At 62.0% G+C, this 18,587-nt stretch carries 18 protein-coding genes; 11 read left to right on the top strand and 7 right to left on the bottom strand.

What is annotated here, in order from left to right; translation table 11 throughout:
* Positions 1–24: 24 nt before the first annotated feature.
* The 8 genes from LDN04_RS01920 (at position 25) to LDN04_RS01885 (ending at position 8,569) form a co-directional block, all read left to right on the top strand.
* A complete protein-coding gene (locus LDN04_RS01920; RefSeq protein WP_223905791.1) occupies positions 25–453 on the top strand; it encodes a Fur family transcriptional regulator in 429 nt (142 codons plus the stop codon).
* Positions 450–1,394, top strand: a complete 945-nt coding sequence (locus tag LDN04_RS01915) for a metal ABC transporter substrate-binding protein (protein ID WP_223905790.1) — start codon at positions 450–452, stop codon at positions 1,392–1,394. The genes LDN04_RS01920 and LDN04_RS01915 overlap by 4 nt, the downstream gene beginning before the upstream one ends.
* Complete coding sequence (locus LDN04_RS01910; RefSeq protein WP_223905788.1) at positions 1,385–2,137, top strand: metal ABC transporter ATP-binding protein; 753 nt, start codon at positions 1,385–1,387, stop codon at positions 2,135–2,137. The genes LDN04_RS01915 and LDN04_RS01910 overlap by 10 nt, the downstream gene beginning before the upstream one ends.
* Positions 2,138–2,313: 176 nt before the next feature.
* Positions 2,314–3,138: a metal ABC transporter permease gene (locus LDN04_RS01905; RefSeq protein ID WP_223905786.1), complete on the top strand. Its 825-nt coding sequence runs from the start codon at positions 2,314–2,316 to the stop codon at positions 3,136–3,138.
* A gap of 24 nt (positions 3,139–3,162) precedes the next feature.
* Positions 3,163–3,582: a nickel-responsive transcriptional regulator NikR gene (gene nikR / locus LDN04_RS01900; RefSeq protein WP_223905784.1), complete on the top strand. Its 420-nt coding sequence runs from the start codon at positions 3,163–3,165 to the stop codon at positions 3,580–3,582.
* Positions 3,583–3,672: 90 nt separating this feature from the next.
* Positions 3,673–4,194, top strand: coding sequence for an NUDIX hydrolase (locus tag LDN04_RS01895; RefSeq protein ID WP_223905782.1), 522 nt, complete (start codon positions 3,673–3,675; stop codon positions 4,192–4,194).
* A complete protein-coding gene (locus LDN04_RS01890; RefSeq protein ID WP_223905780.1) occupies positions 4,191–5,111 on the top strand; it encodes an RluA family pseudouridine synthase in 921 nt (306 codons plus the stop codon). The genes LDN04_RS01895 and LDN04_RS01890 overlap by 4 nt, the downstream gene beginning before the upstream one ends.
* The gene (locus tag LDN04_RS01885; protein WP_223905778.1) at positions 5,108–8,569 is read left to right on the top strand and encodes an exodeoxyribonuclease V subunit beta; all 3,462 of its coding nucleotides are present in this window, start codon (positions 5,108–5,110) and stop codon (positions 8,567–8,569) included. The genes LDN04_RS01890 and LDN04_RS01885 overlap by 4 nt, the downstream gene beginning before the upstream one ends.
* 68 nt (positions 8,570–8,637) lie before the next feature.
* Here LDN04_RS01885 and LDN04_RS01880 read toward each other — a convergent pair whose 3' ends face one another.
* Together LDN04_RS01880 and LDN04_RS01875 are read right to left on the bottom strand one after the other, a co-directional pair.
* A complete protein-coding gene (locus tag LDN04_RS01880; protein WP_223905776.1) occupies positions 8,638–9,144 on the bottom strand; it encodes a BCAM0308 family protein in 507 nt (168 codons plus the stop codon).
* A gap of 84 nt (positions 9,145–9,228) precedes the next feature.
* Positions 9,229–9,906, bottom strand: a complete 678-nt coding sequence (locus LDN04_RS01875; RefSeq protein WP_223905774.1) for a cyclase family protein — start codon at positions 9,904–9,906, stop codon at positions 9,229–9,231.
* 211 nt (positions 9,907–10,117) lie between these two features.
* On the opposite strand from LDN04_RS01875, the gene LDN04_RS01870 reads away from it, so the two are divergent.
* Complete coding sequence (locus LDN04_RS01870) at positions 10,118–11,908, top strand: GspE/PulE family protein (protein ID WP_223905772.1); 1,791 nt, start codon at positions 10,118–10,120, stop codon at positions 11,906–11,908.
* Positions 11,909–12,010: 102 nt separating this feature from the next.
* Here the strand turns inward: LDN04_RS01870 and LDN04_RS01865 are convergent, their stop codons facing one another.
* The 5 genes from LDN04_RS01865 to LDN04_RS01845 form a co-directional block, all read right to left on the bottom strand.
* On the bottom strand, positions 12,011–12,706 hold the full coding sequence (locus tag LDN04_RS01865) for a VIT family protein (RefSeq protein ID WP_223905770.1): 696 nt from the start codon (positions 12,704–12,706) through the stop codon (positions 12,011–12,013).
* 25 nt (positions 12,707–12,731) lie between these two features.
* Positions 12,732–13,049, bottom strand: coding sequence for an NTF2 fold immunity protein (locus LDN04_RS01860; RefSeq protein WP_223905768.1), 318 nt, complete (start codon positions 13,047–13,049; stop codon positions 12,732–12,734).
* A gap of 56 nt (positions 13,050–13,105) precedes the next feature.
* The gene (locus tag LDN04_RS01855) at positions 13,106–13,417 is read right to left on the bottom strand and encodes a cupin domain-containing protein (protein WP_223905766.1); all 312 of its coding nucleotides are present in this window, start codon (positions 13,415–13,417) and stop codon (positions 13,106–13,108) included.
* An 81-nt stretch (positions 13,418–13,498) separates the two neighbouring features.
* Entirely contained in the window at positions 13,499–14,083 is a 585-nt protein-coding gene (locus LDN04_RS01850; RefSeq protein WP_223905764.1) for a DUF4646 domain-containing protein, read from the bottom strand.
* 344 nt (positions 14,084–14,427) lie between these two features.
* Entirely contained in the window at positions 14,428–15,339 is a 912-nt protein-coding gene (locus LDN04_RS01845; RefSeq protein WP_223905762.1) for an SGNH/GDSL hydrolase family protein, read from the bottom strand.
* Between the two features lie 344 nt (positions 15,340–15,683).
* On the opposite strand from LDN04_RS01845, the gene LDN04_RS01840 reads away from it, so the two are divergent.
* Together LDN04_RS01840 and gcvT are read left to right on the top strand one after the other, a co-directional pair.
* Positions 15,684–17,306, top strand: coding sequence for a thiolase family protein (locus LDN04_RS01840; protein WP_223905760.1), 1,623 nt, complete (start codon positions 15,684–15,686; stop codon positions 17,304–17,306).
* A gap of 174 nt (positions 17,307–17,480) precedes the next feature.
* On the top strand, positions 17,481–18,572 hold the full coding sequence (gene gcvT, locus LDN04_RS01835) for a glycine cleavage system aminomethyltransferase GcvT (protein WP_223905758.1): 1,092 nt from the start codon (positions 17,481–17,483) through the stop codon (positions 18,570–18,572).
* Positions 18,573–18,587 lie beyond the last annotated feature (15 nt).

Here is an 18,587-nt window from a genome sequence, read left to right as displayed (position 1 = left end):
ATTTAGGACGAGAAGACCTTTTCCATGCCCCACGATTTCCCTGCCATGCTGAAAGAGCTGCACCTCAAGGTCACCCCCCGCCGACTGGCAACGCTGGCCGCCCTCTCCACCGCCACTACCTACGTCAGTCCGGAGGAAGTGCACAAGCGCCTCCAAGGGGAATTTGCCCGGATCGGTCTTCCCACCGTCTATCGCAATCTGGAGGAGCTGGCCGCCGGTGGCGTGATCACCAAGGTTCTCCATCCCAACCGGCAGCTCTATTACTATTTTTGTCCCAACCGGAGCCACCACCATCATTTCGTCTGCCTCGCCTGCCGGACGGTGGAGGACCTGGAGTGCTGCGGACTGGAGGAGCTGGAGAAGCAGGTCGGCGGACGGGTGCTTTCCCACATCGTCCAGGCCAACGGCCTCTGCCAGGCATGTCTCCGGGCCGGACGGGAGGCTGCGGCATGAAACATCTCCGCTGGTTTGTCGGACTACTGGTTGTGATCCTTCCCCTTTGCGCCTGCACGCAAAAGGGGGGGACGCCGGGGAACGGGAAGGTGCAGATCGTCACCACCCTCTTTCCTCTCTACGATTTTACCCGGGTCGTCGGGGGGGATCGGGTCGAGGTTACCCTTCTCCTCCCACCCGGCGTGGAGCCCCACAGCTTCGAGCCCAAGCCGGAGGATATGGTCCGTATCAACCGGGCCGGGCTGTTCGTCTATACCAATCCGTACATGGAGCCGTGGGTGGCAGGCCTTCTCAAGGGGATCGACCGGCAGCGACTGACGGTGATGGATGCCAGCAGCGGCATCACCTTTCTCCCCGCCGGTGACCATGACGACGACCACGACGTGAACGAGGGTGGGCACCACCATGGCGGCATGGACCCGCACGTCTGGCTCAGCATCCCCAATGCCCGGAAGATGGTGGAGAACATCGCGGCGGCCCTGGAGGCGAAGGACCCGTCCAACGCCGGGTTCTACCGGAAGAATGCCGCCGCCTACGAACAGAAGCTGGCGGAACTGGACCGGAAGTTCCAGGAGGGTCTCGGCAACTGCGGGACGCGGCAGTTCCTCCATGGCGGCCATTATGCCTTCGGCTACCTGGCCGACCGCTACCGCCTCCAGTACGTTTCCGCGTATGCCATCTCTGCCGACGCGGAGCCGCGCCCCCAGAAGCTCACGGCGATGATCGACCAGATCCGGCGTACCGGCACAAAGTACATTTTCTACGAGGAGCTGATCTCTCCCCGGGTGGCGGAGACGATCGCCCGGGAGACCGGCGCAACCCTGCTGAAGCTGAACGGTGTCCATAACCTCACCCGGGACGAGCTGCAGGGGGGAGCCACCTATCTCTCCCTCATGGAGCAGAATCTCGCCAATCTCAGGACGGGGCTGCAATGTCGCTAGAACTGGTCGCCACATCGGAGCTCTGCTCCAGCTACAACGGCGCCGAGGTGCTCCATGAGGTGTCGTTCCGCGTCCAGCAGGGTGACTATCTCGGGATCGTCGGCCCCAACGGTTCGGGGAAGAGCACCCTCGTCAAGACCCTTCTCGGCCTCAACCGCCCGACCCACGGGACGGTAACCCTGTTCGGCCTCCCCCAGGACCAGTTCGGCGACTGGCAGAAAATCGGCTATCTCCCCCAGCGCCTGAAATTCTTCAACCCCAATTTCCCCGCCACCGTGGAAGAACTGGTGCGGTTGGGACTCCTGGCCGGCAAGGGCTTCCCGAAGCGCCGGGCAAAGGGGGATGACGCCGCGGTGGAAGAGACCCTTGCCATCATGGGGATCACCGACATCCGGAAACGCCTGATCGGCGAGTTGTCGGGCGGCCAGCAGCAGCGTGCCCTGCTGGCCCGGGCCATCGTCGGCAAGCCCGAGCTTCTCATCATGGACGAACCGACCACCGCCCTCGACCCGGAGACCCGGGAGCGCTTTTACGAGCTCTTGCAGCTCCTGAACCGGGAGCGGAACACCACGGTCATCCTCGTCACCCATGATACCTGGAGCATCGGCAAGTATGCCACCCGTTTCCTCTACATCGACAAGCGGGTGGTGTTCGACGGCACCTTCGACCAGTTCTGCCAATCGGAGGAGATGACGGGGTTCTTTGGGGAGCATGCGCAGCACATAATCTGCCACCGCCATTAACTTGGGAAACGCGGCTTTTGCGCGATCTCGGCGTTGCGTTGCGCACCCGATCACTGCGGCGTACTCACGGTACGCCTCATTCCCGTGTGCTTACGCGCCTTGACCTCGCACAAAATCCACGTTTCCGCAGCATTGCTGGTTAATTTTAGGGCCAAAACCTTTCAGAAAGATACGGCATGACCATTACCGAAATCCTCAGCTACGGCTTCATCCAGCGGGCGCTCGTTGCCGGGTCGCTCATCGCGGTGCTTTGCGCGGTGCTCGGCGTGTTCCTCGTGCTGCGCCGGCTGTCGCTCATCGGTGACGGGCTGGCCCACGTCACCTTCGGCAGCGTCGCCATCGCCCTTTTTCTGCGCATCAATCCGGCCGTGGTGACGGTTGCCGCCATTCCCCTCGTGCTCCTGTCGTCCTTCGGCATTCTCAAGCTGACCGACAAGGCCCGCATTTACGGCGATGCGGCCATCGGCATCGTCTCGTCACTGGGGATTGCCTGCGGCGTGCTGCTGGCGAGCGTGGCGGGTGGGTTCAACATCGACCTGTTCAGCTACCTGTTCGGCAACATCCTCGCCATCGGCACCGGCGATCTGGTGCTGGCGCTCGTTCTCTTCGCCGTCGTGCTGCTGGCGGTGTTCTTCTTTTATTACGATCTTGTCGCCATCACCTTTGACGAGGAGCTTGCCCGGAGTTCGGGCATCCGCACCAAAACCATCAATACGGTTCTCGTGCTCCTGACTGCCCTGACGGTTGTGCTCGCCATGAAGCTCGTCGGGATCATGCTCATCTCGGCGCTCCTGATCCTGCCCGCAGTCACGGCGCTCCAGGTTGCCGCGAGCTTCCGCGCCACCATCCTGGTCGCCGCCCTTCTCGCCGTCGGCTCGGTGGTGGTGGGGATATTCGGCTCGTTCATCCTCAACCTGCCCACCGGTGCGAGTATCGTGATGGTGAATTTCGTTGTATTCATGCTGGTGTTTTCCGGCAAAAAATTACGGCAGGCCCGCTGACATCCGTCTGACGAAGGAGAGACCATGGGAGAAACCATCCGTTTCGGCATATCCATCGACGACAAGCTTCTGGAGAGTTTTGACCGGCTCATCGAGGAGAAGGGGTACATGAACCGCTCCGAGGCGATTCGCGACCTGATACGTGGCGCCCTGGTGGAAGAAAAGTGGGAGGGAGGCGATGCGGAGACCGTCGGAACCGTGACCCTGGTCTACAACCACCATGTCCGTGATCTTTCCGACAAGCTGACCGAGCAGCAGCACGTCCATCATGACCAGGTCATCTCGGCCCTGCACGTCCATCTGGATGCCCACAACTGCCTGGAGGTCCTCGTGGTGAGGGGGAAGGCCCGGGACGTGAAGAAGATCGCCGACGAACTCATCGGCGTGAAGGGGGTCAAGCACGGCAAGCTGGTGATGACCACCACGGGTGAGGAGCTGCATTAGGAAGGCGGCCCCGCGGGAAATCCCTTGACGCAACGACGCCAAGGTGCAGGGGAACCGTAAACCATTTATTTTTAAGGAGAGGCTGTCGTCATGGAGACCCGCAACCGTGCCATCCTGTTCCGGGGACTGGTGGTAAACCTGGAACAGATGGATGTCAAAATAGGCCCCAAGGGGTGGCACACCTACCAGATCGTCCGCCATCCCGGGGGGGTCGGCGTACTGCCGCTCCACGCCGACGGCAGCGTCACCCTGATCCGGCAGTTGCGTCCCGCCGCCGACGGGAAGCTCCTGGAGGTCCCCGCCGGGAGGCTCGCTCCGGAGGAAGAACCGGCAACCTGCGGCAGGCGCGAGCTTCTGGAGGAAACCGGGCTGACGGCCGGCACCCTGGAGCCGCTGGGGATACTCCACTCTTCGCCGGGGGTGTTCGATGAGGTGATCCATCTCTTCGTCGGCCGGGACCTTACCCAGGGGGAGGCGGCACCGGAGGCCTACGAGGATATCGAAACGGTCAGGATTTCCCTCTCCGAGGCGTTGGAGATGGCACGTGACGGGCGGATCAGCGACGGCAAGACCATTGCCGCCCTGTTCCGTGCAGCCGGGAGGGCAGCATGATCCTGACCGCGACCGTAACGGCCGAGCAGGCGGGAATGCGTCTGGATGACGGGGCGAAGGCCCTCTTTCCCCAACTTTCCAAGGGGCAGATCAGGAAGATCATCGACTGGGGGGGATGCACCGTCGCCCAGGCCATGGTGCGGGTCGCCTCCCGGACGCTCAAGGGGGGTGAGGAGATCATCCTCGGCGTCATGGAACCGGAACGCTACGTGGAACTCACCTACCGGCGGGACGAACTCCTCACGGAAGATGGCGAGTATCTTGCGGTCAACAAGGCGCCCGGGCTCAACTGCCAGCGCACTCCCTACCAGCTCAAGGGGACGGTGGAACACGCCGTGGCCATGTACCTCAAGGGGGAGGGGAGTGCCGAACCGGCCCGGGTGATCCACCGTCTCGACCGGGGAACCTCGGGGGTCATGTTCTTTCCGAAGCAGAAGCCGGCCGCCACCCATATTTCCTACCAGCTCAAGGCGGGGCTCGTCACCAAGGTCTACTGGGCGCTGGTGGCCGACCTCCCTGATCAGGATGCCTGGCGGGTCGACGCCCCCGTCGCCAAGATCAGCAAGTTCCGCTACGGGGTCGCCCTGCCGGGAAAGGATTCGAGCACCGAATTCCGGGTCCTGGCCGCCGGTCGGGGTGCCACCCTCCTGGAAGCCCGCCCCATAACCGGCCGGACCCACCAGATCCGGGTCCACCTGACCCATTGCGGTCTCCCCATCGTCGGCGATCTCCCCTATGGCGGCCTCCCCGCCCCGCGCATGATGCTCCACTGTCGTTCCATGTCTTTCATCGCCCGCGACGGTCGCACCGTTTCCGCCATGGCACCCGTTGATGCGGCATTTTCCGGCGTTTGCGCCGGACACGGCATCGACCTTGCTCCCCTCCTGACCCCGCCGGCGGAGAACGCCGCCCCATGACGATGCAGTGGTCCGACGCCAAACAGCAGCTCTTCCGCTTCGAAACCGACATCGCGGTCTCCGCCGGCGCCGGCTCGGGGAAGACCGCTGCCCTGGTGGAGCTCTACCTGCGCCTGCTGGCGGGAGAGACTTCCCTCGGAGAGCCGCTCGCCGTCGACCGGATCGTCGCCATCACCTTTACCGACAAGGCTGCGGCGGAGATGAAGGATCGGGTGCGGCGGGGGGTTGGCGAGCGTCTGAAACTGACGGGGGCACGGGTCTGGAAAGAGCGGCAGCGGGAGCTGGCTGCCGCCGGTATCAGCACGTTCCATGCCTTCTGCGCCCGCATTCTGCGGGAAAATCCGGCGGAAGCGGGGGTGGACCCAGCCTTTTCCCTCCTGGACGAACTGGAGGCGGGGGCCGAACTGGAAGCCGCCCTGGACGAGGTGATCGAGGCCGAACTGACCGCTCGCACCCCCTCCATCCGGCTCCTTCTCGGGAACTTTCCCCTCTCCGGCCACGGGCACGGCAAGGGACTCCGCGAGTACGTTAAAGACCTGCTCCGCCGTGAAGGGAGCAACGTGGCTGTCGACCGGCAGGGGATCGCATGGCAGGCAGAGGCGGAGGAGCTTTTCATAGCCGGCTGCCGGGAGCTGGCCGAACTGGCAGGCGAGTCAAAACGCATCCTCGGCATGAAAGAACTTGCCTTCCACCGGGCGCTCGCCCCGCTACCGGGACTTTATGGGGAGGGACCCCTCGACCTGGCCGATACCGAGACCGGTAGGCGGCTCCAGGCCATGGCTGACTGTATCGCCGGCAACTGGGGGAAGGAAAAGCCGGTCAGGGACCGGCTGTCAGAATGCCTTGCGCAGCTGCAGCTCGCGTACTGGCAGGTCCGAAGCGCCCCGGTCGCGGAAGCCCTCCTCGGCCTCACCCGACAGGTCGCCGTCGCCTACGGGCGGCGCAAGGGGCGGCGCGGGGCCCTGGATTTTGACGATCTCCAGATAAAATGCCGCGATCTCCTTGCGCGGGATAGCGTCATCCGCGACGACTACCGGCAACGATGCCGGGTGCTCATGGTGGACGAGTTCCAGGACACCAACCCCCTTCAAAAGGAACTGGTCGGCCTCCTCTGCGGGCCGGGGCAGCGGCTTTTCGTAGTGGGAGACCCGAAACAGTCGATCTACCTCTTCCGCGGCGCGGACGTGGGGGTGTTCCTCCAGACCAGCCGGGAAATACGGGCAACCGGCGGTCAGAACCTCTATTTTCAGGAATCGTTCCGTTCCCGGGAAGGGATCATCCGTTTCGTTAACAGCCTCTTCGGCCAGGTCATGGGAGGAAGCGGCGCCGACTTCGACCCCTCCTACGGTGACGGTGACATCATGGAACCGAGCCGGCGTGACTGGGACGGCACCCCTTGCGTCGAGCTGCTCGCAGGTTCGTGCGAGGGGGATGCCGACGCCAGGAGGCGCCGGGAAGCGGCCGCCATCGCCCGCCGGATCCAGGAGATCGTCAACGGTTCGGCCGGCATCAACGCCTACGACAAAGATCGCACCCGGGGAGACTTCACCCCACGCCCCCCCCGTTATGGTGACATCGCCATCCTGTTTCGCCGTTTCAGCAACCTCAAGCTGTTCGAACGGGAGCTGCGCCGGGCCGGCATTCCCTACTACGTGGTAAAGGGACGGGGCTTCTACCGCTGCCAGGAAGTGCGCGACATCCTCAACTTCCTCACCTTCCTCGAATATGGCGGCGACCTGGCCGCACTGGCCGGTGTCCTCCGCTCCCCTCTCTGCGGAATATCCGACGAAACCCTCTACTGGCTCGCCCGCGCTGAAGGCGGCCTCGCCACCTGGCAGCAAGGTATAACTCAAAACTCAAAACTCAAAACTCAAAATTCGTATAGCGACCGCATAGCTCCGGCCGACCAGGAACGGCTCGCCTCCCTGGCGAATCTGGTCGGCCGCCTTCGCCCCCTGCGTGACCGGCTGACCCTGGCGGAGCTCCTGGAGGAGATCCTTACCGGCAGCGACTTCGCCTCCACGCTCCTCACCACCTTCCAGGGTGAGCAGAAGGTGGCCAACCTGCGCAAGCTGATCGAACTGGCCCGCTCCTTCACCCGCCCCGGCGAGATTTCCCTGCGCCGCTTCATCAACTACCTGACCGACCTGGTGGAACGGGAACCGACCGAGGCGGAAGCGGCCATCGCCGCCGAGGGAGAGGACGTGGTACGGCTCATGACCATCCACCAGAGCAAGGGGCTGGAATTCCCCCTTGTCTTCGTCCCCGAACTGGGCGCCGGGCAGCCGGGAAACCATCCCGCCGTCCAGCACGACCCCGATCTCGGACTCGGAATCAAGCTCTCCCTTCCCGGCGGTATCCCGTGCCCCACCCTCGCCTACCGGGCGATAGCCGATCGCCGCAAGGCCAAGGAGGCGGCCGAGCTGAAACGCCTCTTCTACGTTGCGGTCACCCGGGCTCGGGACCACCTGATCCTCTCCGGTGAAGGAAGAGGGGAGTGGCGCGGCTGGCTCGATGCTTTCCTGGCAGGACCGGAGGGGAGCCTGGTGACAACCGTCGATGCCGAGGAGATGCTGACGGGGAAAGCCGTGCCACCAGTACCAGCGATTGTGGAGGTGGAGACCTTGTCGCGGGAACTCCTCGCGCTGGCGGCGGACCGTGCCCTCCATTACGCCCCGCCCCCGCCGTCGGCCATGGTCTTTTCCCCCACCGCGCTTGAAGATTACGCCCTCTGCCCGCGCAAATATTACTACAAGGGGGTGCTCGGCCTCGATGAAGGGCTCTTTGCCCGGCTTCTTGCCCCCCACCGTACCTCGCGGCAGAATAAGCGGGAAGGGATGTCCCCCCTAGAGCAGGGGAACCTGGCCCACGCCATCCTGGAGAGGCTCGATTTCGGCGCGGGCGCTGATGACCAGCGCCGCCAATGCCGGCAACTGGTCGCATCCATGGCAGTGGCAGGGGGAGAAGCGGAGGAGGTGGTCGAACAGGTTCTGGCCCTCGTGTCCTCCCCCCTCGGGAAAGAACTCGCCACGGCACGGCTCCTGCGCGAGCACCCCTTCACCCTCCATCTCAAGGGTGCCGCCGACTACTACATCCGCGGAGCCATGGACCTGGTGGCGGTGCGGGACGATCTGGTGACGGTCTACGACTACAAATACATGACGCGGAACGGGGCCGACCTGGAGGGATACCGTTTCCAGCTCAGCACTTACATGGTCGCCCTTGGCCGGGCCTTTCCCGGCCGCCGCGTCGAGGCACAGCTAGTGTTCCTCAAGGATGGAGGGAGTGAATCGGTGGAATGCGATCTGGCATCCTTCGAGGCACATCTACGGGGACTCATGGACGCCATCCGGGAGAGAAGCGGAGAAAGGGATTTTGCATTGATGGCGGGGTGTGACGGGAGCCACTGCCCCTTCCGGCAACGGTGCGATGTGGCGGGGCTAGGGGCCAGGGGCTAGGGGAAGGCGCAAAAAAGGCCTCCCCTGCGGAAAGCCTTTCTTTGCGTCTTGGCGTCAAAACAGCTACGTCACCGCGACCAATTGACCCGCACGAACTCCTGATCGTGGCTCCACTGGTAGTGGAGTTCCCCTCTGTGGGCCTTGTATATCTCTCGCCCCAGTTTCTGGGCCAGCTTGTCCTCCGTGGTGTCAATGGTCATCACGTTCCGCTCCTGCTGGATCTCCATGATCCGCCCGAGGGGATTCTTGGCCCGGGACTTGGCCTCTACGTGCTTGATGATGTTGAGGATCTCCTCTTCATGCTGGAGCAGGTAGTCACCACTCAGGGTGATCACGCCGGCGGGGTTATGATCCTCCATCCGTTGGCAGGCCGGGCAGACCACCTTGCCGGTACCGGCTTCGCCCCGGAGCTTGGCCAGTTCCGCCTCGTCATTGCTCCAGCGCTTATTCCGATACACGGCGCCGCATTTCCGGCAGAATGCGACTTCGCTCCCCCCCCGTGGTAAATAGACACTGGTGCTCCGGGCAGTCCGTTGTCCTTTCTCTTCCGCAATCTTGTGAGATAGCCGTGCCATAGGACAACTCCTTTCTCCAGGGAGTCCCCTGGTAAGTTCAGTATATCACGTTTCTCACCCCATGCCGCACCGCCAAGGGGGAAGTCAGGAAAGGGGCCACCTGCTCGTGTGGGGTTCCAAGGTGGAGGGGGATACCGCTTCATGGCTTCGGAGGATCGCCCGAACCGGGGCGCCATCCCCGTCTTTTACCTTCAACGGCAGACAGATCAGCTCGTAGTGCCCCGCCGTTACTCCGTCCAGGTTCAACCCCTCCAGCACTACCGCGCCATTACCCAGCAGCAGCCGGTGTACCTCTCCATTCCCGTCGAACCGCTCTATGGAGAGGTAATCGATGCCGACCAGCCTGACCCCCGCGTCCAGGAGATAACGGGCACCCTCCTCCGTGAGGTGGGCATACTCCTCATGGAATCCGGGGTGCTCCCAGAGGAGGGAGTTGTCGGTCTTGAGGAGTATCCGTTCCTCCCCCTTGACGGGAAAACGGGCCAGTTCCCGCCGGCCGATCTCCCGTACGCCGGCGAGTTCGATCACCAGCGCCTTTCCCACGAGAAGGGTCAGGGGGACATGGTCGACGGCCATGCCATGCTCGCTGTAGTGCCGCATCACGTCGAGGTGGGTGCCGGAGTGGGTGGTGAGGGTGAGGCGGGAGACGTTGGCGGTATCCCCCCGGCTGATGCGGGTCACCGGTTCGATCCTGACCGGCGGGTCCCCCGGATAGGTGGGGAGATCGGCCGAAATGGAGGTGGAAATGTCGTAGATCTTCATGGTCGCCTCGTTCCGTTCGTGATAACTATCAGCTGATAAAGTATACCCATTCCCTGGAGATTTGCGACCCTGGGAGACGGCACGCAGTTCCACGAGGGAGGCTCCCTCCGATCGGCAGAAACAGGTGAGGGGGGTTACATAAACTCCGAATTTCTGCTATTGTTTCCACAGCATAGCGTGCCATTCAGCCTTAACCCGCAACGAGGCCCCCATGTCCCACAAGAAAACCCTCACCATCAAGAATGTCGCCCAACTCCTCGGCAAGAAGGGGCTCATCTCCACCGCCCACTACCAGCTCATCCTCGCCAAGGGGGACGCCCAGGCAACCCGGCTCCAGAGCCACCAGCAGGCGGGTTACTCGCGCCGCTTCCGCCTCGGGACCGACATACCTTCGCCGGCAGAGGTCATCTCCTCCTTCAATCTGGAGATTCCCAGCGGCAACGGCAGGATGCTGACCGAAGACATCATCACCGAGGCGATCGCCGAGACGGTCGGCATCCCCTATGTGAAGATCGACCCGCTCAAGCTCAACCTGGACATTGTCACCTCCCATATCCCCCGCCCCTTTGCCATCAAGCACCTGATCGTCCCCATAGCCGAGGCGGAAGGGATCGTCACCGTCGCGGTGGCGGACCCGTTCGGCACCGACATCATCAACGACCTGCAAACTGCCCGCAAGATTGAAATCCGCCAGGTCCTTGCCTCCAAAAGCGACATCATCAAGGTCGTCCGGGAGTTCTTCGGCTTTCGCGCGTCGGTACTGGCCGCCCAGTCCGAGCTCACCGAGGGGATCGACCTGGCGAACCTGGAGCAGTTCGTCCGCCTCAAGGGAGACCAGGATGCGGAGAGCAGCGACGCCAACATCGTCAGCGCCGTGGAGTTCCTCCTCCACTACGCCTTCGACCAGCGCGCCAGCGACATCCACATCGAGCCGAAGCGGGAATTCTCCCTCATCCGTCTCCGGGTGGACGGGGTGCTCCACAACATCCACACCATCCCCCGCAAACTCCACCCCCCCATGGTCTCCCGCATCAAGCTCCTCTCCCGGATGGACCTGGCGGAAAAGCGCCGCCCCCAGGACGGCCGGATCAAGACCGATTCCAAAGGGAAGGAGGTCGAGCTCCGCGTCTCCACCCTCCCGGTCGCCTTCGGCGAAAAAGTGGTCATCCGTATCTTCGACCCGGAAGTCCTGATGCAGGACCTGGACCAGATTGGCTTCTACCCCCGGGAATACCAGCTCTACAACTCCTTCATCCGCCGCCCCAACGGCATCATTCTGGTCACCGGCCCCACCGGCAGCGGCAAGACCACCACCCTCTATTCGTCTCTCCGGGCGCTCTCCTCGCCGGACATCAACATCGTCACCGTCGAGGACCCCATCGAGATGGTCATGGAGGAGTTCAACCAGGTGGGGGTGCAGTCGGCGATCGGGGTCAGCTTCGGCACCATCCTGCGCACCATCCTGCGCCAGGATCCGGACATCATCATGGTCGGCGAGATCCGGGACAAGGAAACGGCTGACAGTGCCGTCCAGGCTGCCCTCACCGGCCACCTGGTCCTCTCCACCCTCCACACCAACGATGCCCCGTCATCGGTGACCCGCCTCCTCGACCTGGGGGTGCCGTCCTTCCTCATCTCCTCCACCATCATCGGCATCGTCGCCCAGCGGCTGCTCCGGCGCATCTGCCCCAACTGCAAGACCGAGCGGATGCTTGCCGACGAGGAGATCAGCTACCTCCAACTGGAAAAGAAGGCGTACCGGGTCTACGAGGGGAGGGGGTGCGGCGAGTGCCGCGGCACCGGCTACAAGGGGCGAACGGGGATCTTTGAGGTGCTCGACTTTACCGAGGGGATCAAGGAGGTCATTACCGAAAACATGGACCTGCGGACCCTGCAGAAGGCGGCCCAGGCCGAAGGGCTCACCACCCTGCGCCAGGTGGCCATCCACAAGATGCTGGAGGGGGTCACCACCTACGCCGAGGTCATCGGGATAACCGGGTAGTGGCGGGAAGTTACCTGCTCAGCCCAAATCAGAAAAGCCCGCTCAGCAGCGGGCTTTCTTGTCGGTGACGCGGCTTTTCGTGGGCACGTGCTGGGTCGAATTTCACACACTCGTGCCGAAGAGCTTGCCGACGCCAGCGGTCAGTCCCATTGCGAGCGCCCCCCAGAACGCGACGCGAAGTGCGCCCTTGGCAACAGGCGCGCCACCGGCGTATGCGGCGGTGGCCCCAAGAATGGCCAGGGTAACCAGTGCGGTCGCAGAAGAGATCTCGGTAACCCAGGCCGCAGGTGCGAGTAGCACGGTTACGATCGGGACAATGGCACCGGCAACGAAAGAAACTGCGGAGGCGAGCGCTGCCTGAATCGGCCTCGCCCGCAGCGTCTCCGTAATGCCCAACTCGTCGCGGGCGTGCGCCCCGAGAGCATCGCCGGCCATCAGCTTTTCCGCTACCAGCTGCGCCAACGGCTGGTCGAGACCTCGGCCCACATAAATTGACGTCAGTTCCGCGAGTTCGTGCTCCGGTTGCCGCTCCAGTTCACGCTTCTCTCGTTCGAGGTCGGCGTTTTCGGTATCCGCCTGCGATTGAACCGAGACATACTCGCCGGCCGCCATTGACATCGCCCCAGCCACCAGACCGGCTACACCGGTAAGCAGAATGCCATGTTGTGATGCCCCGGAAGCGGCAACGCCGACGACAAGGCTTGCGACCGAAATTGTTCCGTCATTGGCGCCAAGCACGGCTGCTCGGAGCCAGCCAATTCTTTCTGCCTTGTGAGATTCGGTGTGAACTTGCAGCATTGCTGAATCTCCCTGTTCCGCGTGTCTATTTCCCGTGGCTTACCCGAAGGATTCGACCATCGTCTTTGCTGATTTCAGCCTCCGGCACGCCACCTTTCCACCCATGGGGGAGGGAGCCCCTCACAAACCAGATTCCATCCTTGAGAATTGCTTTGAATGGCTTTTTCCCCTCCACTCGGTTTTTCCCATAGATTGGTACCCAGACGGCAACCGCAATCGCGATGGCAGTCGCTTCATCGGGCACATATCCTTCAGCAGGCTTCCCGGCTGCGTGCAACAGCCCATGGGGTGCAATTACCGCAAACAGCATGACAATCGTTATCATTCTTTTTATTGTCTTCATGTTGTCCTCACAACGTCGTGGTGGCGCACCAGCGCGTCAGCGTCTGTGTGTCGCCGTCATTGCTCCTCAGTCGGTTGCTCTTTACAGAAATCGTATCTACCCACGCCTTGAACCAGCAGGTATTTTGAGATCCTTCCGGCCACGTTGATTACCCGGTGGACGCGACCGGGAGGCACCAGGAAGCGCTGGCCCGGCTCCAGGACAAGAGCGCCGTCGAGATTCTTCGTTTCCACGCGGACCTTTCCTTCCAGACAGACAAAATAGTCGCTAACCTGGCTGTGGAAGTGCCACTCAGTTGCAGCCCCATCAGACAGTTCCATCTCCCGCACCAGCACGTTGTCAGTCCTGATGATATCTTCATTGCCCATCGGTTGGGTTCCTTTCAACGGTGCTGCGCTTGACCTGCCGGGCAGCTTTATCGCCCGGTCACGGTCTGAGCGCGTGTTGGGCTATCCATTAAAGAATTTGAAGAAGTAATATTGCGATCCGGTCCAAATCACAACCAGCTCGACAACCTTTAAATTCGCAACAATGCTTTTGACCTCGTTTGCACCTGCCTCTTTCTTTTTCCCTAGCATTCTGTGCTCAATGACTCCACTTACGACGAACACTGGAATAAGGAAGGAAAAGAGGGCAAATCCTGCCACAACGACGTTCTCAGTGGATGGTAGGTAAAAACATCCGATGGTTGCAGTATAGATTGCGTCCCAAGGTGATGGGTCATGGAGACCCACATAGACACCAATCGGCCGTCCTAGCAGTTTTTCCAGAAGGCGATGAAGTCCCATACCTGCCCAGCTGAAAGCTATCATGAATATGAAAGTGCAGACATAGGCGGAGCCAACGATTTTGATTAAATCCAATTTTTTGGTCTTGAGTGTTCTTGAAAACACGTATATCTCCAAGCCGATGAAAACCAGCCCTGAGTAAAGCATGGGAAGCAGTGCGGAGCTAATCGTCGGCATGTCCTGAGAGGCAAGTGATAATGATGGGGTGAGTAGCAGGGTTAGAACTGCTCTTGTTGTCTTTCCCATTTTTTCTTTCCTTGCCCAACTCATTATTGAGCAGTTCACGCGCGCACGTGTGAACTGCTGATCTACCCAAATGGAACATTTATCTTCAAGAGGAAAAAGGATCGGCATGCCCCTTCAGGGCCAAACATCCGAAAAGTAAAGCGCTCTCACTTTACTCCGCCAACTGTACGGCGTCAAGGATATGCACGGGCGAAATAGCATACGCCCTCCCATCGGCTGCAGTGTCAAGACGTAAAGAGCCGGCAACTCCCGCTGCCGGCTCTTTTGCTCCAGTACATCACGTCTCGACTCGTCTTACTTCCACACAATCTTGTCCATCATTTCGAAAATGTGGCACATCCTCATTACTGTGCCAGTGCGGTCGCCGCTTCCTGCGAGATGATGGCGTGGACCGCCTGGGTCGGATGAACCCCGTCCCAGAACAGGAAATGATCGGGCTGCTGGCAGGTGTACGGTGGGGTATTCGGCATTACGCAGGCTTTATCCACGACACTCAGATCGAATGTTGCAGGGGCGGCGACGATGTCGGTAAGCTTCTTGAAAAAATCGACACGCACGATCTCGATTCCGGGAAGCACTGCCAGTGACCCCAATAGTGAGTCGAGCCCCCCGTTGAACGATACCGATAATAAATTAGCGAATTGTCCGGCAAGAGGGCCAAGAGAGCGAACAGCGGGGGTCAGGGAGATGTCGGGCGCGTTGCATACGAGGAACTTTCTCGCCCCTGCACCATACAGGGCACCGATGTTGTTGCCGATGGAGTTCAGTGCGCTGGCGAGGATGCTTGGATCGGCTGCTGCCAGTGCATCGCGGACGTCGTTGCTGCCGAACTCGATCACGTAGAGGGCATCGGCCGGGGCCGTGCCAAAGGCGTTGAGGAAAGCGTTCACCTGAAAGCCGAAGTCGACGTTGATCCCGTCTACGCGCGCCCTGGCGCCGCCGACCGCGTAATTGGTCGCGTCGGTTCCCAATTCCTGGAAGGCGGGGCGGGTGTTCCCGGCGAACCCCATTGGTCGCGCAAGCTGTTCAACCCAGGTTGCGCCGTTACTGAAGTGGTGCCCCCCTTTTGCGTAAGGTCTGTCGGGAATGAGGAGCTGGTCAAGGAAAGCGTAGGGTGGCGTGTTTGCCCCACCTACGAAAACAAATGCGTTGCCGGAGTCGGACAGGCTGTCCCCGAATACCACAATCCGGCTAAACGTGGTTTGCGCCGCGGCCCAGCCCGGCACCTGCAGTACGAGGATCAGCAAAATGCCCATAACGGTCCATCTGGTAATGCCCATCGTTTTCATATTGTATAGTCCTCACTGGTTGTTAATCGATTCGATAGTAACGAATCCCTGCAATTGTGCCGATGGTGACGGTGCCGGATTCACCCCCTTGATGTGGAATTATTAATGTTTTCCAACACATCCTACATCAATTCGCGGGCATTGCAAGGGGGAACCGCCCCGCACTAAACACCATCGATCGGTACACTGCAATTGTGCAAGCAGAATGGTGGTGGGAAATTGTCAATAGTCTTCCCATCGGCTACAATGTGAAGCACGGCGGGAAAAGGAACTGCTCGCCGGATAACGGCTGACGGAGGAAGGACTCGACCATGAAAACAGCTTTTCACCCACGCAAAGTCTATGTCGCCGCTTCCTACATGGCGCCGGTCGGCCGGTACAACGGCAGGGAGCGGGAGGAGCTCTCGTTTCTTGGCCTGGCGGAGAAGAGCGGGGCGGTGTTCGACGGGAGCCCGGTCCGGCGCAAGGAGATCGAGGCGGTGGTCGTGGGGTGCCAGAGCCCGGTGGCCTTTTCCAGCGTGGACAATACCGCCGCCAAGGTGGCGGGGGTGCTGGGGGTCTCGGGGACCAAGTCGATCCTCATCGACACCGCCTCGTCGTCCGGGGCGACCGCCTTCGAGGTCGCCTACCAGATGGTCGCCTCGGGGAGCTGCGACCATGTGCTCGCCATCGGCATCCAGAAAATGAGCGACGTTTCCACCCCGGAGGCGACCCGGATCGTGGCGGGGGTGATCGACCGGGACGAGGCTGAGTTCGGCCTCAGTATGCCCGCCTGCGGGGCGCTGGTGGCGCGGGCGCTCATGGAGCGGCTCGGGTTGTCGCTGGAGGAGTGGACCGCCTTTTCGTCGCTTTTGACCCAGCGCGCCCATCGCTACGCCGCCCGGAACCCCGACGCCCACCTGAATTTCGAGATCGAAGTGGAGGAGTATTACCGCCAGATCGTCAGCGGCAAGAACTACCAGTACTGGTGGCCGCTGCGCTACCACGACTTCTGCCCCATGTCCGACGGGGTGGCGGCGGTGATCCTTACCTCCCGTCCCCAGGAGGTACTGGCGGCCGGGGTCGGAAGCGCCACGGACATCCCGACCATCGCCGACCGCAACTACTTCCACTCCTTCCCCGCCACGGTCCGGGCTGCCGCCGAGGCCTACGGCATGGCGGGGCTGAAGGACGTCCGGAGCCTGGCGGGGGGGCTCCACGTGAACATGCACGACCCTTTCAACGGCTTTGGTCCCATCAACATGGTGGACCTGGGGATTCTCCCCCGGCACCGCCTGCTGGATGGCCTCCTGGACGACGAGCTGACGGGGGAGCATGGACTGTTCCCCACCAACCTGACGGGGGGCCTGAAGGGGCGGGGGCACCCCCTGGGAGCCACGGGGATGATCCAGGTGGTGGAGAACCACCGCCTCATCCTGGAGCGGGGATTCCGGGCCGGGCTCTCCCACTCCATCGGCGGCCCGATCAACAATAACGTGGTCATCCTGCTGGAGCGGGAGGAACACTACGACAAACGCCGCCACGAGCCATACAAGCCGTGGGGATTGCCATCCCTGGGGAGGACCAAGCCCCGCGACATGACGGTGGAGGCGCTTTTGGCGGGTAACGGGCCGGTGGAGGGGGATTTCGTCACCGCCACCACCCGCTTCGACCACAAGAGCGGCGAGCCGCTCAATACCGTCATGGTGGTTTCCTGCCACTGCGAGGCGGGAGAGCGCTACAACTTCCTGTTCGGCATCGGCGGCGAGTTCTATGACCGGACCGCCCCCCTGACGCCGGGGGACCGGGTCACGCTTGAGCGGTCGGGGACGGATATTCTCGTCAACCGGATGCCGGTTCGCCGCTTCTACCGGCGGACCCTGGACGGCCTCGTGGAACTGGCGGAGGCGGCGCGTCGCAGGCTGCGGGGGAGCCGGTCCGAGCCCCTTGGCTGAAGCCGTTTCCGTCCCTGTTTCCCGGGGAGTGAGGGTAGCCGCAGAGCTGCTGCCAGAGCGGTTTTATCCCCCCGCTTCCCTCCCCTGAAAAAATCCCAACAAACCTGTTTACAAACCGTCCATATTTTTTTACAGTGGGACCTCGCTTTAACGTCGGATGTCACGGAGAATGCCATGGACCAGCTGCAGAGCACCCCGCTTCTGGCGGAACACGAACGACTCAAGGCGCTTCTTGCCCCCTTCGGCGGCTGGAACATGCCGATCCAGTACGAGGGGATCATCGCCGAGCACCGCTGGTGCCGGGAAAAGGCGGCACTGTTCGACATCTGCCACATGGGAGAGTTCCTGTACCAGGGGGACATTGAGGCGGGGGGGCTGGAGGATGTCTTCACCTTCTCCGTCAAGAGCATCCCCATCGGCCGCTCCCGCTACGGCTTCCTCCTCAACGATGCCGGCGGGGTCATCGACGATCTCATCGTCTTCCGCCTCGGCGAGGAAGAGGCGATGATCGTGGTGAACGCCGCCACCATCGCCAACGACTTCGCCGTCATCCGGTCCCGCCTCAAAGATGGCGCCCTTTTTGCCAACGTATCCGCCGACACCGGCAAGCTCGACCTCCAGGGCCCCCTTGCCCGCCAGGTGCTCGTCGAGATGTTCGGCCCGGAAATCGGCCAGATCCCCTATTTCAAGTTCATCAGGACCACCCTCCTCGGGGTGGAGGCGATCGTCAGCCGGACCGGCTACACCGGCGAGCTGGGATACGAGCTGTTCCTCCCTGCCGACAAGGTGGTGGAGCTCTGGAACCTTCTCCTGGCGGACGAGCGAGTGAAGCCGGCCGGTCTCGGCGCCCGTGACGTGCTCCGCCTGGAGGTGGGGTACAGCCTCTACGGCAGCGACATCGACGAGGTGACGACGCCGCTGGAGGCGGGGCTTGGTGCCTTCGTCAATTTCGACAAAGCGTTCGTGGGGAAAGAGGCACTGCTGAAGCAGCAACAGCAGGGACTCGACAAGGTAAAGGTCGCCTTCCAGGTCGGCTCTCGCCGTTCCCCTCGCCACCACTACGAGATCTGCTTCGAAGGGGAGGCGGTCGGCACCGTCACGAGCGGGGTCTTTTCCCCCATGCTCGGCTGCGGCGTCGGCATCGGTTTTGTCCGCCCCGACGTGGCCGTCCTCGGCGCCCCGCTCACCATCCGGCACGAAAAGGTGAGCATGGAGGCGACGGTGGTTGAATTGCCCTTTTACAAGGACGGTTCGTTGAGGTCTTAACCAGACAATTTAACA

This window comes from Geobacter sp. AOG1, from assembly GCF_019972315.1.
Lineage (GTDB): Bacteria > Desulfobacterota > Desulfuromonadia > Geobacterales > Geobacteraceae > Geomobilimonas.
The sequence above is the reverse complement of the archived record's forward strand: the minus strand, read 5'-3'. Positions and strand labels throughout refer to the sequence as shown.